The organism is Candidatus Colwellia aromaticivorans, assembly GCF_003333305.1.
Taxonomy (GTDB): domain Bacteria; phylum Pseudomonadota; class Gammaproteobacteria; order Enterobacterales; family Alteromonadaceae; genus Colwellia; species Colwellia aromaticivorans.
The window spans coordinates 20,430-44,977 of sequence record NZ_QOLD01000097.1; the positions used below are offsets into that span (position 1 = coordinate 20,430).

The following is a 24,548-nucleotide window of genomic DNA, read 5'->3' on the forward strand; positions in this document are numbered from 1 at the left end:
ATTTTTAGTCATCATTTACATGCCGTAGCTTTACCAACTTTTGAACCCTTGACAGGATAACAGGACGCTTCACACCCATAGGCTTTGTCGGTATCTGGGTCAATACAAGTTTTACAGTCGGCTCCTGAAGTACAAGCTATTTCGCCCAAAACAGTGCCATCTGCTTTACATTTACGATGTCTTTGACCGCCTGCAGCATGAACAATTTCATGTAAGGTACTTGACGCTAAATCTTGACAGCCCGCGACATCGAGAGCAGCTTTACCTAAAGTTAAGGTGTTTGAGCCTGGTGCTGCGCCACCACAATTTGGATTGGTTGAACTACATTTGACTTTAAAGTTTTTATCTTTAAGGAAATCTGTGATCTTTTTCTTAAGTGGTTCTTTCATACACGCAGAGAAGGCTTTTCCACCGGCTTCTTTAAGCGCATCAAGTAGTTTTTTGACATTAAATCCATCAGCACTATCTTTACAGGTGCCGTTGTCACAAACACCTCGGCACGAATCATCGATCGAGTAGGTCACACCGTTGGACGCCACTGATTGAGGCCCATCCGCACAAGCATTGCCATCTTTACCTGTGTCAGTGACACAAGCGTTGTCTTCACATTTTTGGCAAGGACCACATTTAGCGGCACAAGTAGTTGGCGGTTGCGGTTGACCACAACCACCCCAACCAGCACGAGTAATACCAAACCCGGGATCAGAGACAATCACCGAGGCATCTTCTGACACCGTGCCTTTACCTATATTGATGAACTCATTCAAGGCGTGGTCAAACTGGAAGATATCAATCACTCTGCCTGGGGGTAGACCATCATTGGGAATGCTAATTTTTGCTGGCGGATTAAATTTCACGCCAGCAGGTTGAACGGTCCATGCTGGAGGCATAAAGAAGGTACCACTTGGCGGTGGCATAGGCACTTTGTCTAAATGCACCTGACTGATAGTCAATTGCCCCGTGCTATCACCATTAGGAAATGTCACTGAATTGGCAAACACGGTAAGATTCAAGCCAGCCACGCCGGACATTGCTATGACAACATCGTCATTGCCACCAACAAGTTTAGAGTCTTGGGTTTGAATCGCCGGTAAAATAATCGGCATACCCAGATCGTTTTGTTGTCCTGCCACCGTGACTGTTTCGAAATGCAATACAGGGAAAGTTTCTGGTCGTGGGCTACTCGTTGGGTCAATTTCCAAGTCAATTTTGCCAATGGGGACATTTTCTAATAAGAAGAACCCTTCTGCATTGGTGATACCGGTTGCTGTGCTATTCGGGATAGAAACAACAGCGCCGGGTATCGCTGTTAAACCACTATCAAGAACTACTCCTTTGAATGCGGTATCTTCAGGAAGTCCAGGTGTTAAACCTGATGAAGTAAAGGTTGCTGGCAAACGAGCTAAGCCGACGAATGTAGCATTGACTACATTATTATTGATACCGGGCTCCAGACTTAGGGTTAACACAGCACGTGCGACACCGTCTGTGCCTGTTTGTTTCACTAATGTGCTATTACCATCTAAATTTCCGTTGCCTTTTACCACTGCAAACGTTACTTGTATACCTTCTATTGGATTTCCATCGATATCAACAACTAACGCCTCTAAAGGATTAGGCAATGGACTGCCCACCAGACCACGCTGGTTGTCACCATTGGTCATTAATATTTTATCGGCAGGCTGTGTGAGGGCTGTGGCACAAAATTCAACTTCGCCAACAACACCTACCGCCGTTGCTTTCACTCTGTTATTACCTTCACCAGCGGTAGCACCTAAGGTGAAAAACACCTGAGCTTTACCTGAGCCATCGGTGGGTATTTGAATAACCCTCATCAGTGGTTGGCCCATTATGGGGCTAACACCGCCGTTATTTCTGGTCACTTCAAATTTCACTAGTCGACCAGCCACGGGATTTCCTAAACTATCTAACACTTGAGCAACTAAGGGTTGTACTAGCTGTGAGGTCACTTCACTTGCTTGACCGCTACCACTGAATTGACTCATTCGAGCACCAGCAGGCATGGTAAATGTTACATCAATTTGGTGAGTGCCTTGATTACCCACTTGGTCGGTGGCAATAGCTTCAATGGTATTGGGACCATTAACCAAAGGTACAGAAGTCGCTAAGAAAGATCCTGATGCAACGGTTGCCTGAATGCCATTAACATACACGGTAGGATTGACGGCACCATTAACAATGTCATTCACTTGTCCGGTGACATCAACGGTGTTATTAACAGAAACAAAGGCGTTTGAAGGGGAAGTGATCACGACGATGGGCGCAATATTGTCACGAGTGATATCAACAGAATCAGTGCCGGTTCTGCCAGATGCTTTTGTGCCAACAGCCACTAGCATGTTTTTTCCTTCGCGTAATGGTACTAACGCAGAAAACTGGCCATTATTTATTGTGGCGTCAACCCCGTTAACTCGTACAGTTTCCGCATTGTCACTGATGGTTCCCTCTACCAAAATTTCCGCTAGAATTGTTATTAAGCCTTCAAGGGGGGAACTAACCGCAATTGCAATGGGTTCAACATCCACTATAAAGTTTATTTGTGTATTTGCTGAGTTACCGGCGGTATCGCTGATTTGTGCACTTAAGGTAATATCCCCGTCAGGTAAGGCTGAGTTGAAAACACAAAATGCATCTGAAGTGTCGGCATTACAGTTAGTCGCAACCGGTGAGCCATTCATACTTATCTGTAATGAATTTTCATCAATGGCAACATTATCCGCATAAATAATTTCTAATTCTGGCAGGTTGTTAATTAACAATGCACCGTCAAAAGGGGCCAATATGGATATGGTAGGCGGTGTTACATCTCCTACGGATAGATCTAGTGTTACAGAAATTTGAACGTTTGCAGCATTCGTGCTGGTGTCTGTTGCTATGGCAAGAATAGTGTTTGCACCCACATTAAGCGGTATACTTGCATTGTAGTTAGTACCATCAGATATAGCATTTATGCCATTAATAACAACGGTATCAATGGCTATATCATCATTTGCACTGACAGATACATTGACAGGACTTTCGCCGACAATACTGCCATCATCAGGTGAAAGGATCTCGACAGTGGGGGGAGACGAATCTAGTGACACTAGCTCGATATCAATCGATCTTGATGCACTATTCTCTGCGGCGTCCTTTGCAGTTGCGGTGATAGTATTGTTTCCTGCAATCAAAGGAACGTTGGCGTTATAATTTGTCCCATCAAAGTCAGCTGGAACACCGTTTACGGTTACTGAGGCTACAGCAACATCGTCGCTGGCTTCAACGGATACAACGACAGGTGACTCATTCACTGTGTCACCATCTTGAGGAGATAAGATATTAAGTGTCGGTGGAATCCCATCTAAGACAACGAGTTCTATATCAATAGACGCTGAGGCTAAATTCCCCGAGGTATCAATTGCTTGTGCTATTAATGTATTGCTGCCTTCTACTAATGGAACATTCACATTGAAATTAGTACCGTCAAATACGGCATTGAAACCATTGACGGTAACACTTGCTATGCCGACATTATCTGTCGCGGTGATACTGACACTTGCAGGAGATTGATTGAAGCTATCTCCATTATTGGGTGATAGAAAATCGATGTCAGGGGGAATATCATCGGGAACCGAACGTTCTACGGTGATGCTATTTGTTGAGGTGTTTCCAGCCGCATCAGTGGCCTCTGCAATCAACGTATTTAAGCCGATATTAATTGGTACAATGGCACTAAAATTAGGGCCATCAAAGTTGGCAGCGATGCCATTTACTGTAACAGTCTCGACACCAACATTATCGGTCGCGTCAACGAGAACTGTGATGGGGGAGTTGCTAAATAATTGATTATCAATGGGGGATGTTATCTCGACCGAGGGCGGTTGTTCGTCAATAAGAATAAAATCAATTTGATATTGAAGAGCGTTGGGGTCAAAGGCAAAACGGCGATTGTGGCGGAAGGAAAAGGTATTGGTAGTGGTCATATTAGCGGTAGATAAATAATCACCTACTGTAATTTGATTATCGACAATAACAGTATTGGGGGAGTTACTGCTTACGGTAATAACAACGTTAGAAAAACTCCCTTCGGTATTAGACAAATTTAAGGTATTGGTATATTGAACATCCGTTCTTGATACTCGTGCTGAACTGACAATATTCCTGCTATCGACCAAGATTTCGGCCAAGGCGGTGGGTATCCAAAAGAGTACTAATAAACAAATAAGGCTAATGCGTTTTAAACGATGGCCAATATCCATCACATTCCCCCTTGGCGATCAATACAATAAAATAAACTGTTCAGCCAGGATAATGCATGCTGAAAGTTTCACTAATTTATTCCATGAGCGATAAGCGTATGGGCATTGATAGCTAACTTGCGGCAAGATATGCGTTTAATTATTTTACATACTACCAACATAAAATGGCGCTGGGTCAGCTGATCATTCCACCGTTATATTCACAACAGTGGAGTCAATAATTCTGACAAAAAGCTCAGGGAGTACGTCAAATACAATAAAGAGGTTTGGTAAAGCTAATTTTTAAGCTAGCTTTAAATAAAACAGCACCTAAAATGCTTACTGTATTACATTCTATTAAGTTAGAAAGCATAGTTGAGAGATAATTAAAATTCAAGGCGGTTAATGAGAAAAAATTGACATTATAGAAAAGGTAAATTTAAGGTATTGAAATTTTTAATATAATGTTGATAGGAATTTAACGAGATAAAAACATTCTAAAATTAACGTTGTTCAGTAAATAGTCAAAGGCGTTATTTAGCTTATTATCCTTTAGACATATATATCCTAGGGCAGCCTAGACAATAGACATACCCTAAATTTTATAAGAACTAAATCACCAAGGCGTAGTGATTAAAATCAAATGTTTTTACTCTTTTTATTAGCTTTCAATGCCACCATTCCTAACATAAACAACCATAATGTCGCAGGTATTGGTACAGGCAACAACGTAACTGAGTTAATTGAGGTAGAGCCACTGTCTATAACAGCAAAAAAAGGGTCGAAAACTTCAAAAAACTGCTCAAATGGAACGCCGTTACCGAGAAAGTCAAATTCAACAACAAAGCCACCTAACATGTCGCCGTGCAAAATACCTGGTGCAGATAAGGCGAAGACATCATAAAATCCAACGTCTGGTAGAAAAGGGTCCGGTGGAAAAACCTCAGGATCCCAACCTGCTGGCGCCTCAATAGCAACAATATCCTCATATAATCCAAGATCAAAATGAATCCAAAACGACTCTAAATTAAATGGTAATACATTGTTTGTTACGACATAGGTTGCTTCCCAACGGTCACTCGTTTTTTGCACTAAATCAACTTTAATTAGCGTTGCATTGGTTGATGCAGTCATCATTAAGAATAATGCCCCAGCTAGCCAATGAATTATTTTTTTTTGCATGAATGGTTATCCTTTTTACTTTATTGTTTTTGATAAAAAGTTATAAAATTTAAAATCGAATACAAATAAATAAACACGCTGTCGATGGTTAATTAAATTTCACCATAAACATTATAGATTTTAAGTAAAGTTGAACTTTATTGATAATACAAGTCAAGAGTAAATATAATTTGTATATAAGACATTATATTAACGGTCAAAGTGCTAATTCACAAAGGATTGGTGTAAGTATGCTAGGCTGTCCAAAGAATCTTGTCGATTCAGAGCGCATTCTTACTCAGCTTCGCACTGAAGGTTATGATGTAACTAATAGCTATGATGATGCGGAATTAGTGATTGTTAATACCTGTGGTTTTATTGATAGCGCAGTACAAGAGTCTTTAGATACCATAGGTGAAGCGTTAGCAGCAAATGGCAAGGTATTGGTTACCGGTTGTTTAGGTGTTAAAAAAGACGAAATTGTCGAACTTCATCCCAATGTTCTAGGGGTTACTGGCCCGCATGCTTATGATGAAGTATTAAAGCAAGTGCATGAACATGTTGCTAAGCCTGTGCATAATCCATTTATCGATTTAGTCCCCGATCATGGTGTTAAACTTACGCCTAAGCATTACGCTTACTTAAAAATATCTGAAGGGTGTAACCATCGTTGTACCTTCTGCATAATCCCATCAATGCGTGGTGATTTAGACTCTCGTCCGGTAGGCGATGTAATTGGTGAAGCTAAGCGATTAGTAAATGCTGGTGTAAAAGAGCTTTTAGTTATTTCACAAGACACCTCTGCTTATGGTGTTGATGTTAAACACAAAACAGATTTTTTGGATGGCATGCCAGTTAAAACTCACATGCAGCAGCTTTGTGAAAAATTAGCGAAGCAGGGCGTTTGGATACGTTTACATTATGTTTATCCTTATCCGCATGTTGATAAAATCATTCCATTGATGGCGGAAGGTAAAATACTGCCGTATTTAGACATTCCTTTTCAGCACGCAAACAAGCGTATTTTGAAGTTGATGAAACGTCCTGGTAGTTCAGATAGAACGCTAGAGCGGATAAAGAAATGGCGTGAAATTTGCCCAGAATTAGTGATCCGTTCAACCTTTATTGTTGGTTTTTCGGGTGAAACCGAAGCAGAGTTTGAAGAATTGTTAGATTTTTTAGAAGAAGCACAATTAGATCGCGTTGGCTGCTTTAAATACTCGCCCGTTGAAGGTGCTACTGCAAATGCTTTACCTGATCATGTAGATGAAGTTATGGAAGACAGGTTACAACGTTTTATGGCAGTGCAGGCTAAAATCAGTGCAGACAAATTACAAGCACGCATTGGCCAAGAATATTTAATTCTAGTTGATGAAGTAAACTCACTTGGTGCGGTAGGGCGCTCTTATATGGATGCACCAGAAGTGGATGGCAAAGTTTATTTGTCTGACGATTTTGATGCCAAGCCGGGCGATTTAATTTGGGTACAAATTATTCATGCCGATGAGCATGATGTTTGGGGCGTTCGTGTAGAGGATTAAGAAAGCTTAACTATTCATGTAAAATCATTTATTTGAATATAAAGTAATATATTTTTAGTTAAATTTAACGAAAGGGACAACATGTCCCTTTTTTATTCTTATATTTGGAAATTAGCTGGCAGCTTGAACCCGTTTTATTTGGTTGCTTACATCAGGTAAATTCCCAGTTTTAACCCAAACTTTTGCGCCATTACTTTTTGCTGCTACTGCTAATGTGTCGTCTAAAGGTAAACGCATCCAGCTATGCTTTTGAAGTAAATCATCTTGTGCTTGTAACTCCCCCGCTAATACTAATATTTCAGCACCTTCAGGTACCGATAAATTTATTTTTGCATTTGGTTCAAAATAATAAACAGACACCTCTTCATGTTTGTCTTTGTATAACGGGGTAATAGATACGCCAACTGTTCGTGAAGGAATCGCTGACATTTTATCCATTTGTAGACAAACATGTGTTCTATCTTCAGGTTGAAATTGCCACAATTTTACAAAAATTATACAGCCGTTGTCAGATCGTGGCGTATGACCAGATTGAGGTGGATTTCGAATATACGAGCCAATAGGGTAATCTCCACTTTCATCTTGAAATATACCTTCAAGTACAACAAACTCTTCGCCCCCCGTATGAACATGAGGTGAAAATTTACTTCCTTTTGCGTATCGTACTATGGTGGTTGCTCTAGCAACTTCACCACCAACTCTATCTAAAGGTCTTCTTTCAACGCCGGGCATAGGTGAGGCCAACCAGTCTAATGATGCACTATGAACAACAGCTCTTTGATTAAAATCATCAAAAATTTCCATGAGTAAATCCTATCTAAAAAAGATTAAAGGGAAAGCCAGTCGTTAATGCCATTTAAGCTGTTAAACAACTAGCGATATACTTTTATTTAAGGCTTGGGTGTGCTTCAACTTTTGCACGCCATGCAAGCAAATTTGTGTATTCACTTGGCACGATTAGTTTGCCAAAATCTGCAAAAGAAAGACCTGCGAATAAGGTAATGTCGGCCATAGTAAATGTATCACCAGCAACATAAGGGGTGCTATTTAATACTGTATTAAAGTATTTAAAAGCGGCAAGTACATTTTTATCTTGTTTATTGCCCCATTCTTTATTTTGGTATGTTTCAAGATCCGGTCCTAAACCATCAGTAGCATGATGAAAATAAGCGGCAGCAGCGTCAAGTACATTGATTCAGCTCTACGTTGCATCATGATAATAACAGCACGCTCTTTTGCAGACGTTTCTGTTAATGAAATACCCTCAAACGTGTGATCGATATATTCAATAATAGCTGAATATTCAGAAATATAGGTACCATCATCTAATTCTAGTACAGGAACACTTGCACAGGGGTTTTTACTAAAAAAAATTACTTCTATGCTCAGCATTCATTACATCAACAGGAATAAAGGTGATCTGTTCTACCGCATATTTTTTTTCGGCCAAAACCATACGTATGCGAAGTTAGTTAGGAAAACCTTCTACATCATATATTTTCATTTTAATCTCCAATTAATTAGTTTATTTAGCTATGTAGCTCTGTTGTCTCATTAATCAATATTGAAAAAACACCTTAATCTTCTTTTTTATGTCCATTCACATAAGTCTTTGAAAGTATCTACGAACTTTAACGAATATTAAAGTAACCTCAAAAAACATGATCAAAGCGAAATAAGGATAATTCAGTAGGGATTGGTGTAACCATGTTCGGCTAAGCAAAACACTTAGTTGATGTTGGAGATACTTCGGCTTATGGCGTAGATGTTAAGCATAAAACGGATTTTCGGGATGGCATAACGATGAACCCGATGATTGGATCGTTAGAGGAGAAAATTAATTGCACTTATTATTTAGTTTAAGTTTTTAAATTTTGCCACACTTTGTGGCAAAGGTGAGTAGTGTAATAATGCTTGATTATAATGATATTTATTAACTATCTGATTTTAAATAGTTGAATACATGGTAGAATTACTTTGGTTTTATATTGTAGGTACAATAAGGCATTTCACAAGATGAAAAATAATTATCAGCAGCAATTGAAAGAAGAACAAGAAAAAAATAGGCTTTTACTAGACATTATTAATGCTATTCCTGAGCCTGTTTTTGCGAAAGATAATAATGGAAATTTCATTTTTGCTAATAAAGCCCTCGCTGATTTTTATAATACAATACCAGATGAAATGGTTGGCAAGGATGACTTTCATTTCACAGGAAACATGGAGCAGTCAAACTCTTTTAAAGAAAATGTACAAGCTATCATGAACAATAAAAAGCCTGAAGTTATTTATGAGGATGCTACAGATACTAACACAGGAGAAACACATAGCTTTCGCTCTTTAAAAGTGCCTTTTACTAATAGTGAAGGGGAAGATAATATCGTTATTATTGCAACAAACGTTACTGATTTAATAGCATTAAAAAACCAAGCAGAAAAAAATGAACGAAGGCTCGCAGGTATTTTAGAGGTTTCTGGTGAAGGGATGTGGGACTGGAATACCCAGACCAATGATGTTTTTCACAATAACAGATGGGAAGTCATTACTGGAGTGAGTAATGCTGACAATTCATTTGAAGAGTTCCAACGCTGTATTTTTGAAGAAGATAAAGAAATAGTAAATTCCGCAATTAAAAGGTTACTTGAAGAAAATATTCCCTATGATATTGAATTCAGAATGCAGCGCCCGAACGATAATAAACAGATCTGGATTTGGGATAGAGGTATGGTACTTGAACATAATGACCAAGGAGAGCCATTATGGGTAGTAGGTATTATGCAAGATGTTACCGATAAGATAATCAATCAGAAAAAAATTGAGAACTTAGCTTTTTACGATGTATTAACGCAGTTACCTAATCGAGCTTTACTTCAAGATAGAATGAAACAGGCAATTGAATATTTTAAGCGTTCAAATATACATGGTGCAATTTTATTTTTGGATTTGGATCAATTTAAACAATTAAATGATACTTATGGTCATCATGCCGGCGATAACTTACTCATTGAAGTAGCGAATCGAATTCAATCAACAATTAGAACGGAAGATACTGTTGCCCGATTTGGTGGGGATGAGTTTGTTATAATCTTAAATGCTCTTAATCCTGATTTGTTAAAAGCAGCATTAAGAGTAGAAAATATCGCCAGTAATATTCTTCAAGCCGTTAATAAACCTTATCAGCTACAGACAAAGAAAGGCGAAGTGGATTATGTTATTAGTGCGAGTATTGGTATAACCATGATCGATTCTATTGATATTGGCGCATCTAAATTGTTGCAACTCGCCGATGTGGCTTTGTATAGAGCGAAAGCAAACGGAAGAGATAACTTTGTTATGTTTGATCCTGAAATGCAGAAGGAATTAAGCTATACAACCAAACTAGAAAAAGATCTTCGGTTATCTATTAAACAGAATAACTTCGAGCTGTACTATCAACCACAGTATAATATCAAAGGCGATTTAATTGCAGCAGAAGGTTTAATTAGGTGGCACCATCCTGAATTAGGCCTAGTTAACCCTAGCGATTTTATTGATGTAGCTGAAGAATCTAATTTAATTATTCCTATTGGTTCATGGGTGTTAACAGAGGCATGTAAACAGTTAAAGGAATTTCAATTAGATTATAATTACCAACATTTGTCTATATCTATAAATATAAGTGCTAAACAGATTTGGCAGAAAAACTTTGTTAGTGAAACAATTAAAATAGTGACTGAATCCCAAATCGATAAATCTAAATTAAAATTAGAGTTGACTGAATCAGTACTATTAAAAGACATGGCAGATACAGTTGAAAAATTACGCGAGCTACAACTTTTTGGTTTGAATTTTTCCTTAGATGACTTTGGTACGGGATATTCTTCATTAGGTTATTTGAAACATTTACCTATTAGTGAAATAAAAATAGATCAGTCTTTTATTCAGGATATTATTGATGAAAAATCAGACCTGATTATGGTGAAAACTATGATTGGTTTAGGGAAAAACTTTGGTTTAGATGTTGTTGCTGAAGGTATTGAAAGTAAGGCCAAACTCGATATTTTAAGCGCACTTGATTGTAACATTTATCAAGGATTTCATTTCAATAAACCATTACCTCTGGACGAATTTTTACGCTTAATTTAAATTTTATGTAACTACTCACCTATCGTCACTCCCGAGATGTTTTAATCGGGAGTCTAATGTTTAAAACAGGCAGATTCCGGCTTCAGCTTTGTAGTTCCAGACCAAAGGCTAAATACCTACGTCCTGTAGGCAAAGACACAACCGGAATGACGTGCACGCTGGGTATGGTGAATAATTACAATTTTATCAACTTTTATTCATTGATAAAACGCACAATAATTTGTCTTAATTTGTCTTAATTAGTCATTTACTCTATTTGTTAAATATGAAATGGAAAAATTAAGCTATTATGTTTTATATCATGCTTAATCTTGGCAAAATTACATAGAGTTAAAACATGATGCTTAATTAGGAAAAACAATGACTAAATGGATCAAATGGATACTCGTATTACTCATCATGATCGCTTTATACTACTGGCTGTCAAAGCCTGAGGTTTTGACGGTTTCTATTATTAATGCCGATATTGGAAAAGTTGAACAAACAATCTCAAATACGCGAGCAGGCACCGTCACTTCTTGCCAGCGTGCTAAAATGTCATTTCCTATTGGTGGTCAAATAAAGTCAATTTCGGTAGAAGAAGGGCAGTTAGTTACTGAAAATCAATTACTATTAGCATTATGGAATGATGATGTAAAGGCAAAACTAGCTGAGTCAGAAGCTTTGTTAACAGTTAGTCAGCGTACAAAAGATAGTGCTTGTATTATCGCTAAAAATGCACGAAAAGCTGCTAAAAGACAACAATCATTATTAAAACAGAACCTAACTTCACAAGAGAACCTTGATGCTGCAAATGCAAATGCAGAATCAACACAAGCAAATTGCCGAGCACTAACCGCTCAAATACTCGCGAATGAAGAGATGGTAAATGTTGTACAAGCAACGCTAGAAAAAACTTACCTCAAAGCACCATTTTCTGGCATTGTTGCCGAAATAACCGGCGAAGTGGGAGAGTATACAACGCCATCACCACCAGGTGTTGCTACACCTCCTGCGATAGATCTACTCACTCATGATTGTCATTATGTTACCGCACCAATTGATGAAGTTGATGCCGGTAGTTTGATTATAGGTAAACCAGTAAAAATCACGATGGATGCCCATAGAAATCAAATTTTTGAAGGTAAGTTAAGACGAATTTCACCTTATGTACAAGATTATGAAAAACAGGCGCGCACCGTTAGCATTGAAGTTGACTTTATCGATAACGAAGCAGTTCGCTTACTTTCTGGTTACAGTGCTGATGTGGAAGTTATATTAGATTCAGCAAAACAAACGCTTAGATTACCTTCTGATTTAATCATTAATAATGAAACGGTATTAGTGTTAAACGATCAAAACTTGATAGAGGAGCGAAAGGTTAGGGTGGGTTTAAATAATTGGCAATTTAGCCAAATACTTGAAGGGATCACATTAACAGATCGCGTTATAAGCTCAATTGGTCAAGCGGGTGTTGTGGCGGGTAATGAAGCCGTCGCTATCAGTAATAAAAACCAAAGTAGCAAATAGTATGACCGATCTGATTGTATCACTTAAAGAAGTTAACAAAACGTATCAAGTTGGCGAACAAGGGCTTTGTGTTTTAAATAAGGTTAGTTTAAATATAAATAAAGGAGAGTATATTTCTATTATGGGGCCTTCTGGCTCGGGCAAATCAACATTGTTAAACATGATTGGTTTACTTGATAGACCTGATACGGGTCAATATTTACTGCACAACTCTTCAACAACTGATAAAACAGAAGAGTATCGTGCTGAGCTGCGTAAAAAACATATAGGTTTTATATTTCAAAACTTTCATTTAATTCCCCGTTTAACTGCATTAGAAAATGCTGAATTACCCTTAGTGTTAACTGGATTACCCAGAAAAGAACGACGAAAAATCGTTAAAACTATTTTTTCCCAATTAGGTATTGAAAACAGAAGCGATCACTTACCAAAACAGCTTTCAGGGGGACAATTACAACGTGTTGCTATTGCCAGAGCGTTAGTGATGAACCCTGAAATATTATTGGCCGATGAACCTACCGGTAACCTTGATCAAGCATCAGGGAAAGAAGTCATCGAATTATTAGAGTCATTAAATAAACAAGGAATCACTTTACTTATCGTTACTCATGATAAGGCTATTGGCCAACGAGCACACCGTCAATTAAGCATGATTGATGGAAAAATATCGCAGGACAAAGACAATCACCAAATAAATCGAGCGACTCAGTGAATTGGTTAGATAGCAGCAGTTATAGTTGGCAAGCATTAGCAAGACATAAAGTGCGCACTTTACTTTTGTTATTAGCCGTCGCTATTGGTGTTGCATCTGTACTCATTTTAACCAGTTTAGGGGAAGGCGCTAAGCGGTTTATAGAGCAAGAATTTAATGCCCTTGGTAATCAAGTTTTAATTATTTTGCCCGGAAAGAAAGAAACTACAGGTGGCTCAGTCCCCATTTATGGAACCTCTCCACGTGACTTAACCATTGAAGATGCTAATGCAATTGCAAAAATATCAACAGTAAAAATAATGGCACCTATTATTGCAGGAACAACATTGGTGAGTTATCAATCTAAAAGTCGAGAAGTCATTACATTAGGCTCTACTCAGGCGATATTTCCGGTGAGAAAACTTACCATAGGGCAGGGTAAAGCTCTGCCAAAAAGTAGTGACAATTTTTCTTCACCTGTTTGTGTGCTTGGCGCCAAAATAAAGCAGGAGTTATTTGGTAATAATGTTGCTATCGGTGAATGGGTTAGATTTTCAGGGCAACGCTTTCGGGTTATTGGCATTTTAGCTGAACGTGGTGAGTCAATGGGATTAGACTTACGTGAAATGGCAATAATTCCCATTAGGTCAGCCGAATCCTTATTTAACTCTCCAAGTTTATTTCGAATTCTACTCGAATTAAATCAAACAGGCAGTGAAATTTATACCGAAGAAAAAATTAGGCAAATCATTGCTAAACGACATGACGGTGAAGACGATATTTCTATATTAAGTCAAAATGCACTAATGAGTTCATTTTCAAATATTTTAACCTTAGTTACGGCCAGTATTGGCGCAATTGCCGCCATAAGCTTAGTTGTTGCAGGCTTTTTAATTATGAATGTGAGCTATGTTTCCGTGAGTCGACGACGTGAAGAAATAGGCTTGTTAAAAGCGATCGGCGCAACAGCCAAAGAAGTTAGACAACTTTTTTTAATTGAGTCATTTATGTTGGTTAGTTTAGGCGTAATCGCTGGCACCGTATTTGGTTACGGGGTTGTTACTTTAGCGAGTTATTTTTGGCCAGATTTTCCACTTGCTATTCCGTGGTGGTCACCTATTGCTAGTTCATCAGTTGCACTTGCTATTGGGCTGTTATTCTCATGGTTACCCGCTTCATACGCGGCAAGGCAGGATCCTGTGCTTGCCTTAAGAGGATACTAAGCATGATTAATCGTTTGGATAATCATCTATGAAGCTACTTGATCTTATTGTATGGGTTGAAAGATCATTAATGTCGCAAAAATTGCGGGCAGGATTAACGATTGCGGGTTTTGCTACAGGTATGGCGGCAGTAGTACTAATGAATTCTATTGGGGAAAGCATTCGTGATTATGTCATGCAAGAATTCACTCAATTTGGCAGTAATATTATTGCTATCACTCCGGGAAAAACAGAAACCTTTGGCATGGGTGGTTTACTCAATACAGTAAGACCATTAACTCTTGCTGATGGTGAATATATAAACCAGCATAAAAATGTTGAGTTTGTTGTACCTGTTGTGATGGGCACTGCAAAAATAAAATCAGAAAATAGAGCCAGATACACTGAAGTTGCCGGTGTAGGTGAAAAAGCTGCACAGGCTTGGAAGCTAACGGTTGCTCAAGGAATGTTTCTGCCAGATGATAATCACCAAAAGCCACGCAGTTTTGCTGTGCTAGGTTCAACACTGAAAAGCGAATTATTTGGCAATTCTTCTGCATTAGGTAAAAACATCCATGTCGGTAGTCAACGTTTTCGTATTGTTGGCGTGTTAAAAGAAAAAGGCCAGTTTATGGGCCAAGATCTAGACGATATGATCTACATCCCCACAGCTAAAGCAATGCAATTATTTAATCGCGAAAGTTTGATGGAATTAGATATATTTTATCAACCAGGTTTAGATCCAAAAATGATTGCAGAGCAAATAAAACAGCGTTTAATCAAACGACATAACATGGAAGATTTCACCTTGATCACTCAAGAGGAGATGTTAAAAAGTCTCGATAATATTCTTGTTATTATTAAAATGGCAGGTGCGGGTTTAGGTTTGATTTCTTTACTTGTAGGTGCTGTAGGTATTGCAACAATTATGACCATTACCGTAACAGAAAGAACCAGCGAAATAGGATTGTTGAGAGCATTAGGATTTTCATCAAAACAAATTCAAAAATTATTTTTAACTGAGGCGGTATTTTTAGCTTTACTGAGTGGATTAATTGGTTATGCGATAGTTTTTGTATTACTCGTTATTGCCAAAATATCACTGCCTACTGTTCCAATAGAACTTAATATTTATGTACTAATAGGTTCATTAGGATTCTCTGCCTTTATTGGATTATTAGCCGGTATTTATCCGGCGATGAATGCCGCTAAATTAACACCAATTGAAGCGCTAAGAACTGAATAATTTAACCACAGTCCTAACTTCCCTGACACAGCTCTGAATTGACTCATTCATTATTTCATTTGGTATAACACTAATATCAGCCCAGTTATCCCTTGAACCATATCGAACCATGCTGGCCAATAATTGATGTTTTTAGTGGTTTTATATTTCTCGTTGTAGTGACAAATAATTATTTATTACATACACTTGTACAATAGAAGGTATATATTTTTCACTTTATTATTTATAAACCCTATTACTGCAAAAATATAGATATTTATCATTATTTATAAGTATCTTTTTTATCAATAATCAACGTTGATATGCTGATTTATTTTATAAAACCACTAAATACATTAGAGGCGTTAATGTCACAAGCTATATGGGTTCAAGCCTTAAGAACAGTTCCTCAAATTGATAAAACATGTTGGGATACTTTAAATATATTCACAAAATGGCTTATAGCCTCTCGATTTTCCGTAACAATTATGACTTTTACTTCAGCAATCATAGGTGTTTTGCTGGCATTAAGCACAGGAACCGTTGATTTTGGCCTATCAATAATATGTGTAATAGGCTTAATTTTCGCTCATGCGACAAATAATTTACTTAATGATTATACTGACTCGGTAAGAGGAGTGGACAAAGGAAATTACTTTCGTATTCAGTACGGCACTCATGTTTTAGAAGGTGGGTTATTAACCAAAAAACAATTGATGAACTACATTATGTTTACCGGGCTATTAGCGTTGGCTTGTGGCGGCGTTATTGTTTATTTACGTGGCATAGAGATTTTATGGTTAATGTTAGCCGGTTCATTTTTTGTGTTGTTTTACACTTGGCCACTCAAGAAACTTGCTTTAGGTGAATTGTCGGTATTACTTGTTTGGGGGCCATTGATGGTAGGAGGCTCTTATTTTGTTAGTAGTGGACATTGGAGTTTCGCTGCAATGCTAATAGGCACCTTATATGCGTTAGCGCCCACCGCTGTTATTTTTGGTAAACATATTGATAAAATTGATATGGACAAAAGTAAAGGCATTTATTCATTACCGGTATTATTAGGCTCTGCTAACGCTAGAAAAGCAGTTCAATTAATGATGTTATCTCAATATATTCTAGCGGCTTATATCTATTTGAATGGCTATATTAGCATCAGTATTTTAGTACTGTTATTTACCCTTCCTACACTTATTAAAACATTCAAGGTTTTTAATCACGATCGTCCTAAAATCATGCCCGAAGGATTTCGTGAAGAAGTATGGCCATTGTGGTTTGCACCGAATGCATTTGTATATACCCGTCATTTTAGTTTGTTTTTTTTATTGATGTTAGTCATTGAAAATATCATTGTTTAGCTCTGTCTATTAAAAATTTTATGTAAGCAACATCAGGTAGGCTGCAGTGCCTTGCAGCCTACCTTAAATATATCCATCACTTCTTTAATTCGTACTATAAACAGGGTCATCGTTAATGCGTTTTCATTTTATATTATTGATTCAATTATCTAAAAATATTCCAAGCAAATTTTTTCTACCACTATTTATCTTATTTTTTTCAACTATGATCAGGGCGGAAGAAGAGAAAAAATTGAACGTATTAGATGGTGATAGTCAAATTGAAATTATTGAAGTTACCGCTCAAAAACGGGTAGAGAACATTCAAAAAGTGCCAATTTCGATTGCAAGTTTTAGCAGCGAACGTATTGAAAGAATGGCCTTACGGCAGCTTAATGAAGTCGCGGAATTTATACCAAACCTAAAAATGAGTCAAACCAATGATTTCTCATCAAGTATTATTATTCGTGGCGTTGGTTCACACAGCCGTAATATTGGCTTTGATGCAAGGGTAGGCCTCTATCTAGATGGTGTTTATGTAGGGCAGTCACCAGCACATAATCAAGATTTATTAGATCTTGAGCGTATTGAAATACTACGTGGGCCACAAGGAACATTATTCGGTAAAAATAATGTAGCTGGCTCAATTAACCTTATTACCAAAAAACCAGAAGATGAATTTAGTGGCAATGTTGGAATATCAGTTGGCAATTATGATTTAAGGCAGTATAGCGCTATTTTAAATGCACCGATCAGTGATGGTTTAGCAGCAAAATTTAGTGTTAACCAATATCAAAGAGATGGTTTTGTTGAAAATATTGCAACAGGAAGTTCATTAAATGAACAAGACAGTTATTCTTATAGAGGGCAGATTAGTGCCAAGCTATCTGACTCCATTGAAATAAACTTTTCCATTGATAGTTTAAAATCAGATCGTTTATCGTTTGATGGTGAGCCAATCACCAATACATTAGGTACTTTGAAAAATACAGAATCACCAGAGCAGAATAAAGTGAGCTTTGATATTGACCCCCAAGAAGAGCGTGAAATCAGTGGAGAGTCAATTACGGTCGATTGGAATATTGATAATGACTTTATCGTCAAATCTATTACAGGGCATAGAGATTCAACTATTAAATTTAAGAATGATTTTGACTTTTCAGCACAATCTGTTGCCTTTTTAGATTATGTTGATGATTACAGCCAATGGAGTCAGGAGTTACAACTTATCTCTCCTGAAAGTGATTTTCAATACGTTGCAGGAATATATTATTTTCAGCAAGATGCTTTTACCAAGCGTTTACCTAATGTAGGTGATGAAACATTGTCTTTATTTACTGGCGTACCACGTAGTGATTTTGAATACGGCGCATCATTATCTGATCCAGAATCAATTTTTATGCTAGCGGCATTCCATCCTGGTATTCTTAGTACTATTGGTAATGTTGATACTACAAGTTATTCAATGTTTTTTAATAGTAACTATCAATTTAATAATGATATTAGGCTCGATCTAGGCTTTCGATATTCTACAGAACAAAAGTCAGTAGATTGGACAATCTCAAGTATTGATCCTCAAACAAACATTCCCGTTATTCCAATATTCGAATTAGCAAATGGCCAAGTGATAGATAAACGAACTGATCATGATTTTTCGCCGTTAATCTCTTTAAATTATCAAGTTAATCACGATGTAAATGCTTATATTAAATACTCCACAGGTTATAAAAGTGGTGGTTATAATGTTGATTTTTTAACTCAAGCTCAACTTGATGCCGGTATTGAATTTGACAAAGAAACAGTCGCTAGCTACGAAATGGGTCTAAAGGGTGACTTATTTGATCACCAAATGAGATTTAGCAGTGCAATTTTTTATGCTAAATACGATGATTATCAAATTAACCAGCTGGTTAATCTTACTGCAGGAACTACCGCGTTAAGTATTCGTAATGCAGCAAAGGTAAAAAGCTATGGTGCAGAACTAGAGTTAACTTATCAATTAACTGATTACTTAGTATTAAACGCAGCCGCTGGCTTACTTGAGGCTAAATTTGATGAGTTTCCAGCTGGTGGTAGTAATGGAGAAGATCTTTCTGGAACATCATTACCGGGAGTTTCAGACTTTACCGTTAACCTAAGTGTTCAATATTACTATCCTATACCCGTCGCAAATTCACAGTTGTCAGTATCACTGAGTTACAATTATCAAGATGATTATAATACCGATCTTGACGGTCAAACAACAGTGACACTGGCTGATGGTGAAATACTCGGTATTGGGCATGTTGATGGTTTTGGTATTATCAATGGTGCTATCAGTTTAGAGCAGTTAGATAATGGTATCAGCCTTCATTTATGGGTACGAAACCTAACGGATGAAGATAGTGCAACAATACTAGGTGAAAAAAGTTTTTTTGGCACTCGAAGAAACATCTACGTTAACCCACGTACATACGGATTAACAGTCAAATATTACTTTTAGATAATGGTTCCAGTTAAGCAACAATAAGATAGAAAAACCTTGTGAATAGGTAGACCAATTAACAATATTCTTACAACCAACATTTTAAGTTAAACAGGCGAATGTGCAAATCATGCTCACTTGGATTCATTTTTCAATTAAATGAAAGCGAAATACTTTTGTGTTAATGTGTTTAAAATTAATACGGAGTTGAGTGGAATATTTGTTTATATCTCGCTAACTTTAGCTAACGAATTTTAGCTTCATAGCAAGGCGTTATTGTCACGCATAATATGGAATAATAATCAAAACTAGGAAAGTTATGACTCAAAGTAATGAAAATCAGCCTTATGTATTAGCAAGCATCAAAAACCATGTTCTTTGGTTGTCTATGAATCGTCCGAAACAAAGAAACCCGTTATCTTCTACTATGTTAAGGGCTTTACATGAACATATAAATGAAGTGAATACAAATGATGATGTTCGCGTAATTGTTATAACAGGCGAAGGTGGTGTTTTTTCTGCAGGTCATGATTTAAAAGAAATGTCAGGAAGAAAAGAGAACTGCGAGCCTGATAATGCTAAACGAATCAAAACTGTTTTAGATGACTGTACGAAACTAATGATGTCACTCATTAAATCTCCTAAAGCAGTCATTGCTTGTGTGCAAGGCACGGCAAGTGCGGCGGGCTGCCAACTGGTATCTATGTGTGATTTAGCTATTACTCAAGAACAGGCTGAATTTTGTGCGCCGGGCGTTAATATCGGTACATTTTGTACCACTCCACTTGTAGGTATAGGCCGTAACATGCACCGTAAGCATGCGATGGAGATAGCATTAACAGGTGATATGTTTTCTGCAGAAGATGCCATGCGTTTCGGATTGGTGAATAAGGTTGTAAAAATAGAATACTTAAAAGATGAAACCGAAAAGTTAGCAAATAGAATTGCACAAAAATCCGCTGTTGGTATTCATTCAGGTAAGCTTGCTTTCTATCAGCAAATTGATGAATCTATCGAAAACGCATACATTTCAGCAAGTCATGCTATGTTGCAAGCTATGTTGTCTGATGAATGTGAAGAAGGCGTGAGCGCATTTTTTGATAAAAGAGCACCACAATGGAAAGGACTTTAATGTGAGCACTGAGCTTATTTATGATCTTGAAGATCAAAAAGTCATTGAAACTTTAAAAAATGTCAGAACTATTGCTTTAATAGGGGCTAGTTCAAAACCAGATCGTGCTAGTTATAAAGTGATGGCTTTCCTAATAAACAGGGGCTATCAAGTTTTCCCTGTCAACCCTCTCCTTGAGGGAACAACAATAATGAACCGTGAGGTTTATAGTTGTATAAGCGACATACCATCATCTATCGATATGCTTGACGTGTTTCGCCAGTCTAAGTATTTGTACGATATAGTTGTTGAGGCTAAACAAGCTAATATTACCTATGTATGGACACAACTAGGGGTAATTGACGTAAAGGCTGAATTATTGGCGTTAGAAAGTGATATCACAATGATTGTAAACCGCTGTCCTGCTATAGAAATGCCTAGATTAAATCTTTAGGTGAAAACGGATTAATCAAAGGTTAACGTTGAAGTTTAGAAATAAAGAAATCTGGAGAGTTCCATACTCCCCAGATTTTGCGCACAGTAGAGCGCTTGTTTTATTGCTCGTCAGGTTTTAAATAAGCAATATCATCTTCATCATCAGCATGAAAGTCATAACCACCCTCAAAATCTTCATTCAATTCATTGGCAACAGTGATAGGAAGTTCTAATATTTCTGGGATAAAAATAGAGATATTAACTTGTTGATCAATAATTCCCTTTAACTCATTGAAATCTAATAAACCTGTTTCTTGCAGATACTCTTTAGTTAATAGCGGTAGTTGCTGGGTGAAGTGTTTGATACTACTGTCCACTTTAACAAGCAGCGCCGCTTTATCCGTGCTAGTAAGATAAGTGTTCAACTGTTGATATAATGTATTGGTAAACATTTTTTTGTCACAATCAATGAGCAGCAATGCAATAGCAGTATTTAGAAACTTTTGTAATTCAAATATTAACACGTCTTCATCAGTATCAATAAGTAGGGCGTTAGCACAATAGTTTGCGGCAATACTTTTATAAACGGTTAAAAGCATGGCACTTTGATAGCCTTCACTCACTAATGTCGCGTGCATAAGCCTTATATCAGAGGTATCATTAATGGCCAACGCATAACTACTGAGCGAGACCTCTTCAAAATATGAAGGAGATATTTTTTTTAATTGAGCATACTTTGCCCAACCGGCTCTAAAGCAATAAACGATACCTTGAGTTTTTAGTAATTCTTTTGCTTTATCTGTATCGTTATCGCACAGTTCTAATAGACCTAAATTACTCATTCCCAGAACAATTTCACAGCCTTTGTTTATTTGATCAGCATAAATAATCGACAAGTTATCAGAGGCTATTCTCAATGACATATCGGATAATTGTTGCTTAGTTTTATGCATGAATTCTGGCGTAAAATAGCCTTCACTTTCGCCATCTTTTAAGATTAAAAGGAGAAATGGTTGATTTCTTAACGCTGCAATTTTCATTGATGAATCCTAATAAATTACCTAACAAATTACCTAACAAATTAAAGTGGCGCGAACATATCGTCGGTATCCATTTCAACAGCAGTTACTCTTTGTTTATTGGCATTTTGTTTTAAAGCGTTTTCGATATTGTCGAGTGTGCCATTCGTACTTACGGTCATTACTTCACGATAAGCTTCTTCGCTTAGCGTTTTTATTTTCATTAACAATTCTTCAATGCTGCCAGACGTTTGTTCTTCGTCTTCTTCTAATTCCGAAAAATCGTGACCAATAAACGGTAAAGATAAATATAAAAGGCCAAAATCATCTTCAACAATGGCAGTTAATACTTCCAATTGTTTTTCTTCATCATCAGAAGAGAGGAAAATTTGTGTTAATAAACTGTGTGCTTCAGTTTGTGCACAAAACACGTGATCTTCATCCATATTTTGCCAATAGGATGGTTCAACGTTTAATAGCTGCTTAATTGATTCAGCGTCCATTAACCATGTTGCAATAGAAGGAATAGTCGCGTCGTGCTCTCTAACAATTTTAGCAACGGTTAAGATATCCATTTCGGTTAACACTGCAAGCATAGTCTCATCACCTTGCTCAGAAGCAATGTTTTCTAATGAGGTTCCTGCGCGTCTACCGCTATGTTGTGCTTGTTCAATAATGTCGGTAGCAAGAATTAATGCATTTTTTGTCAAGGTGATTCCTTAAAGCTTATATATTTTTTAAATAGATTCATTAAGTAAATATCTTAATGAGACTTCTTAATTGGTTACGTTTATACCCGTTCCAGCTGAACCATGCATCTTCAAGTGGAACGGCTATAGGTTTTATAAAGCCTAGTAGTTCTCATCATAGTCATTATATTCGTATTCATTTGAGTTATAGCTATCGAGCTGTTCATGTTCATCTTCTTCAGCTTTTAACGGGGTAGCATCGTAGCCATTATAAAAATGAATGAGTAAAATGGCGGTTTTTAAATCCTGTTCTGTATGGGTCATTATTTCTGTTATGCAGGCTCTAGCATCAGCGTGCACTCCCACCAAAGGTTTTATTTCGTCCCAAGTAGGCTCTGCTGTCAGTTCTACTTTTGCTAGGTTTTTGCTATCAATTCTCACCTTGGTTGATATTGCCATTGCGAGTTGATCTACCATGCCATTAAATAACAAAGGCATTTGTTTTAATTGTTCGAATAAATTAGATAAATAATTTGATAATAAATCAGGATTTTCAGGATCAGTTAATGAAATCATATTCTCTAAATAGAGAGAAAAATCATCGGTTAAATAATCAGGTAAGCTTGTTTCGGGTTGCATTCATTGTGTCCTAATGAAAAATCTAACAAAAAGTTTAATGGAGAGTCTAGCAAAAGTCTAATTTAGCGTTTCATTCAAAGCTTAGTTTAAAGCACTTTGCCAAAAAGAATCAGCAATTTCTCGGGGATCAGTAATGACGGTATAGTTGCTTTTTAAGTATAATGAACGCTTTTTTGGATCAGAAATAACATCATAAGCCTGTTGAATTAATTGAAATTTTTCTAATGCCTCAGTACTGTCATTTCTATCAGGGTGATATTTGTTAGCGAGTTTACGATAGGCTTTTTTAATATCGAGAGTCGTCGATACTCTACTTACACCTAACTGTTCAAAATAATCCATTAACTTTACTTACCTTTTGCTAGACAACTTATATCAAATAAGATGACTGTTGACATGATTGACGCAATTCTACCTACGAAATGACATTATTTACATCATTATGTTTGCTTATTTGTTTGACGAGTTTAGGGTCTGTTGATCTTTCGCGGTTAAATTTTGTTCGAGATAAAAGCGTTTTAATCGCGGCGAGTAGTATGTAGCCTAATCATTCTAAGCAAATACTACTCAACAATGAGTAAAACGCTTTTAGCCGAATCCATCGGACAGCATTTTTTTGTCATTTTTACGGCGTTATCACCTTTTTATGTGACGCTACATGGATGTAGTTTATAAGACAATGCAGGAGCATATTGTCCTGAACAACCACATGACAAAGGCTCTGCCTTGTATAAATACCCAACAAGTTGCTGCAAAAACAATCTCGAAAGATCAACAGCCCCTAATGTAAAAATGGGTAATCAAATTTTGGGGTAACTTATTTCTGCAAAAGAGCATGATATTTTGAGTGTTAGTGTTAAGTTAGCTCTTTTTTTATCGACTTGTTGATTCCACGTAAGCTAAATAGCGTTGATGAATATCATAGACATATTTTACCGGCTCACTGCCACGGACGTAGCCAAATCGTGCATGTTGATAATAATGTTTTTTTGCAACAATAGCATAGCGCTTTCAACGTTATGAAACCACTTGTCATCTCTTAATCCAAGTTGCCTAGCAAGTCGTTGAGCATCTTTTACATGACCAAAACCAGCATTGTAGGATGCTAAAGAAAACAAAACCTGTTCTTGAATAGGTAAGGAACTTGAAAAACGATCTCGGG

Annotated in this window: 18 protein-coding genes and 2 pseudogenes; 11 read left to right on the forward strand and 9 right to left on the reverse strand. The window is 37.2% G+C overall.

Annotation, left to right across the window (positions count from 1 at the left end; all coding sequences use genetic code 11):
- Positions 1 to 11 precede the first annotated feature (11 nt).
- Together DWA31_RS15875 and DWA31_RS15880 are read right to left on the reverse strand one after the other, a co-directional pair.
- Positions 12 to 4,259, reverse strand: a complete 4,248-nt coding sequence (locus tag DWA31_RS15875) for an Ig-like domain-containing protein (RefSeq protein ID WP_114327550.1) — start codon at positions 4,257 to 4,259, stop codon at positions 12 to 14.
- A 618-nt stretch (positions 4,260 to 4,877) separates the two neighbouring features.
- Complete coding sequence (locus tag DWA31_RS15880) at positions 4,878 to 5,420, reverse strand: hypothetical protein (protein ID WP_114327551.1); 543 nt, start codon at positions 5,418 to 5,420, stop codon at positions 4,878 to 4,880.
- Positions 5,421 to 5,590: 170 nt separating this feature from the next.
- On the opposite strand from DWA31_RS15880, the gene rimO reads away from it, so the two are divergent.
- Complete coding sequence (gene rimO / locus DWA31_RS15885) at positions 5,591 to 6,940, forward strand: 30S ribosomal protein S12 methylthiotransferase RimO (RefSeq protein ID WP_425451905.1); 1,350 nt, start codon at positions 5,591 to 5,593, stop codon at positions 6,938 to 6,940.
- A 111-nt stretch (positions 6,941 to 7,051) separates the two neighbouring features.
- Here rimO and DWA31_RS15890 read toward each other — a convergent pair whose 3' ends face one another.
- Positions 7,052 to 7,744, reverse strand: coding sequence for a cupin domain-containing protein (locus DWA31_RS15890; RefSeq protein ID WP_114327552.1), 693 nt, complete (start codon positions 7,742 to 7,744; stop codon positions 7,052 to 7,054).
- A gap of 82 nt (positions 7,745 to 7,826) precedes the next feature.
- Positions 7,827 to 8,396: pseudogene (locus DWA31_RS15895) on the reverse strand (glutathione S-transferase family protein).
- 560 nt (positions 8,397 to 8,956) lie between these two features.
- On the opposite strand from DWA31_RS15895, the gene DWA31_RS15900 reads away from it, so the two are divergent.
- The 9 genes from DWA31_RS15900 (at position 8,957) to DWA31_RS15940 (ending at position 21,058) form a co-directional block, all read left to right on the forward strand.
- The gene (locus DWA31_RS15900; protein WP_114327553.1) at positions 8,957 to 11,065 is read left to right on the forward strand and encodes a sensor domain-containing protein; all 2,109 of its coding nucleotides are present in this window, start codon (positions 8,957 to 8,959) and stop codon (positions 11,063 to 11,065) included.
- Positions 11,066 to 11,425: 360 nt separating this feature from the next.
- Entirely contained in the window at positions 11,426 to 12,574 is a 1,149-nt protein-coding gene (locus DWA31_RS15905; RefSeq protein WP_114327554.1) for an efflux RND transporter periplasmic adaptor subunit, read from the forward strand.
- A gap of 1 nt (position 12,575) precedes the next feature.
- Complete coding sequence (locus DWA31_RS15910; RefSeq protein ID WP_210725622.1) at positions 12,576 to 13,286, forward strand: ABC transporter ATP-binding protein; 711 nt, start codon at positions 12,576 to 12,578, stop codon at positions 13,284 to 13,286.
- Complete coding sequence (locus tag DWA31_RS15915; RefSeq protein WP_114327555.1) at positions 13,283 to 14,488, forward strand: ABC transporter permease; 1,206 nt, start codon at positions 13,283 to 13,285, stop codon at positions 14,486 to 14,488. Before DWA31_RS15910 ends, DWA31_RS15915 begins: the two co-directional genes overlap by 4 nt.
- A 28-nt stretch (positions 14,489 to 14,516) precedes the next feature.
- Positions 14,517 to 15,713, forward strand: coding sequence for an ABC transporter permease (locus DWA31_RS15920; protein ID WP_114327556.1), 1,197 nt, complete (start codon positions 14,517 to 14,519; stop codon positions 15,711 to 15,713).
- Between the two features lie 347 nt (positions 15,714 to 16,060).
- Positions 16,061 to 17,050 (forward strand): prenyltransferase, encoded by a 990-nt coding sequence (locus DWA31_RS15925; protein WP_114327557.1) that lies wholly within the window; start codon positions 16,061 to 16,063, stop codon positions 17,048 to 17,050.
- 232 nt (positions 17,051 to 17,282) lie between these two features.
- A complete protein-coding gene (locus DWA31_RS15930; RefSeq protein ID WP_168427376.1) occupies positions 17,283 to 19,511 on the forward strand; it encodes a TonB-dependent receptor in 2,229 nt (742 codons plus the stop codon).
- Between the two features lie 301 nt (positions 19,512 to 19,812).
- The gene (locus tag DWA31_RS15935) at positions 19,813 to 20,625 is read left to right on the forward strand and encodes an enoyl-CoA hydratase (RefSeq protein ID WP_114327559.1); all 813 of its coding nucleotides are present in this window, start codon (positions 19,813 to 19,815) and stop codon (positions 20,623 to 20,625) included.
- Position 20,626: 1 nt separating this feature from the next.
- Positions 20,627 to 21,058, forward strand: coding sequence for a CoA-binding protein (locus DWA31_RS15940; RefSeq protein WP_114327560.1), 432 nt, complete (start codon positions 20,627 to 20,629; stop codon positions 21,056 to 21,058).
- 100 nt (positions 21,059 to 21,158) lie between these two features.
- Here DWA31_RS15940 and DWA31_RS15945 read toward each other — a convergent pair whose 3' ends face one another.
- The 4 genes from DWA31_RS15945 to DWA31_RS15960 all read right to left on the reverse strand — a co-directional run bounded on the left by DWA31_RS15945 (position 21,159) and on the right by DWA31_RS15960 (position 23,728).
- On the reverse strand, positions 21,159 to 22,079 hold the full coding sequence (locus DWA31_RS15945; RefSeq protein WP_114327561.1) for a DUF6178 family protein: 921 nt from the start codon (positions 22,077 to 22,079) through the stop codon (positions 21,159 to 21,161).
- Between the two features lie 41 nt (positions 22,080 to 22,120).
- Positions 22,121 to 22,768 carry a hypothetical protein gene (locus DWA31_RS15950; protein WP_114327562.1) on the reverse strand — a complete coding sequence of 216 codons (648 nt, stop codon included), beginning with the start codon at positions 22,766 to 22,768 and terminating at the stop codon, positions 22,121 to 22,123.
- A 141-nt stretch (positions 22,769 to 22,909) separates the two neighbouring features.
- The gene (locus DWA31_RS15955) at positions 22,910 to 23,386 is read right to left on the reverse strand and encodes a hypothetical protein (protein ID WP_114327563.1); all 477 of its coding nucleotides are present in this window, start codon (positions 23,384 to 23,386) and stop codon (positions 22,910 to 22,912) included.
- Between the two features lie 81 nt (positions 23,387 to 23,467).
- On the reverse strand, positions 23,468 to 23,728 hold the full coding sequence (locus DWA31_RS15960) for a DnaJ domain-containing protein (RefSeq protein WP_114327564.1): 261 nt from the start codon (positions 23,726 to 23,728) through the stop codon (positions 23,468 to 23,470).
- A gap of 231 nt (positions 23,729 to 23,959) precedes the next feature.
- On the opposite strand from DWA31_RS15960, the pseudogene DWA31_RS17630 reads away from it, so the two are divergent.
- A pseudogene (locus DWA31_RS17630) lies at positions 23,960 to 24,202 on the forward strand (hypothetical protein).
- A 116-nt stretch (positions 24,203 to 24,318) separates the two neighbouring features.
- On the opposite strand, the gene DWA31_RS17635 reads toward DWA31_RS17630, so the two are convergent.
- Positions 24,319 to 24,504, reverse strand: a complete 186-nt coding sequence (locus tag DWA31_RS17635) for a lysozyme family protein (protein WP_114327565.1) — start codon at positions 24,502 to 24,504, stop codon at positions 24,319 to 24,321.
- Between the last annotated feature and the right edge of the window lie 44 nt (positions 24,505 to 24,548).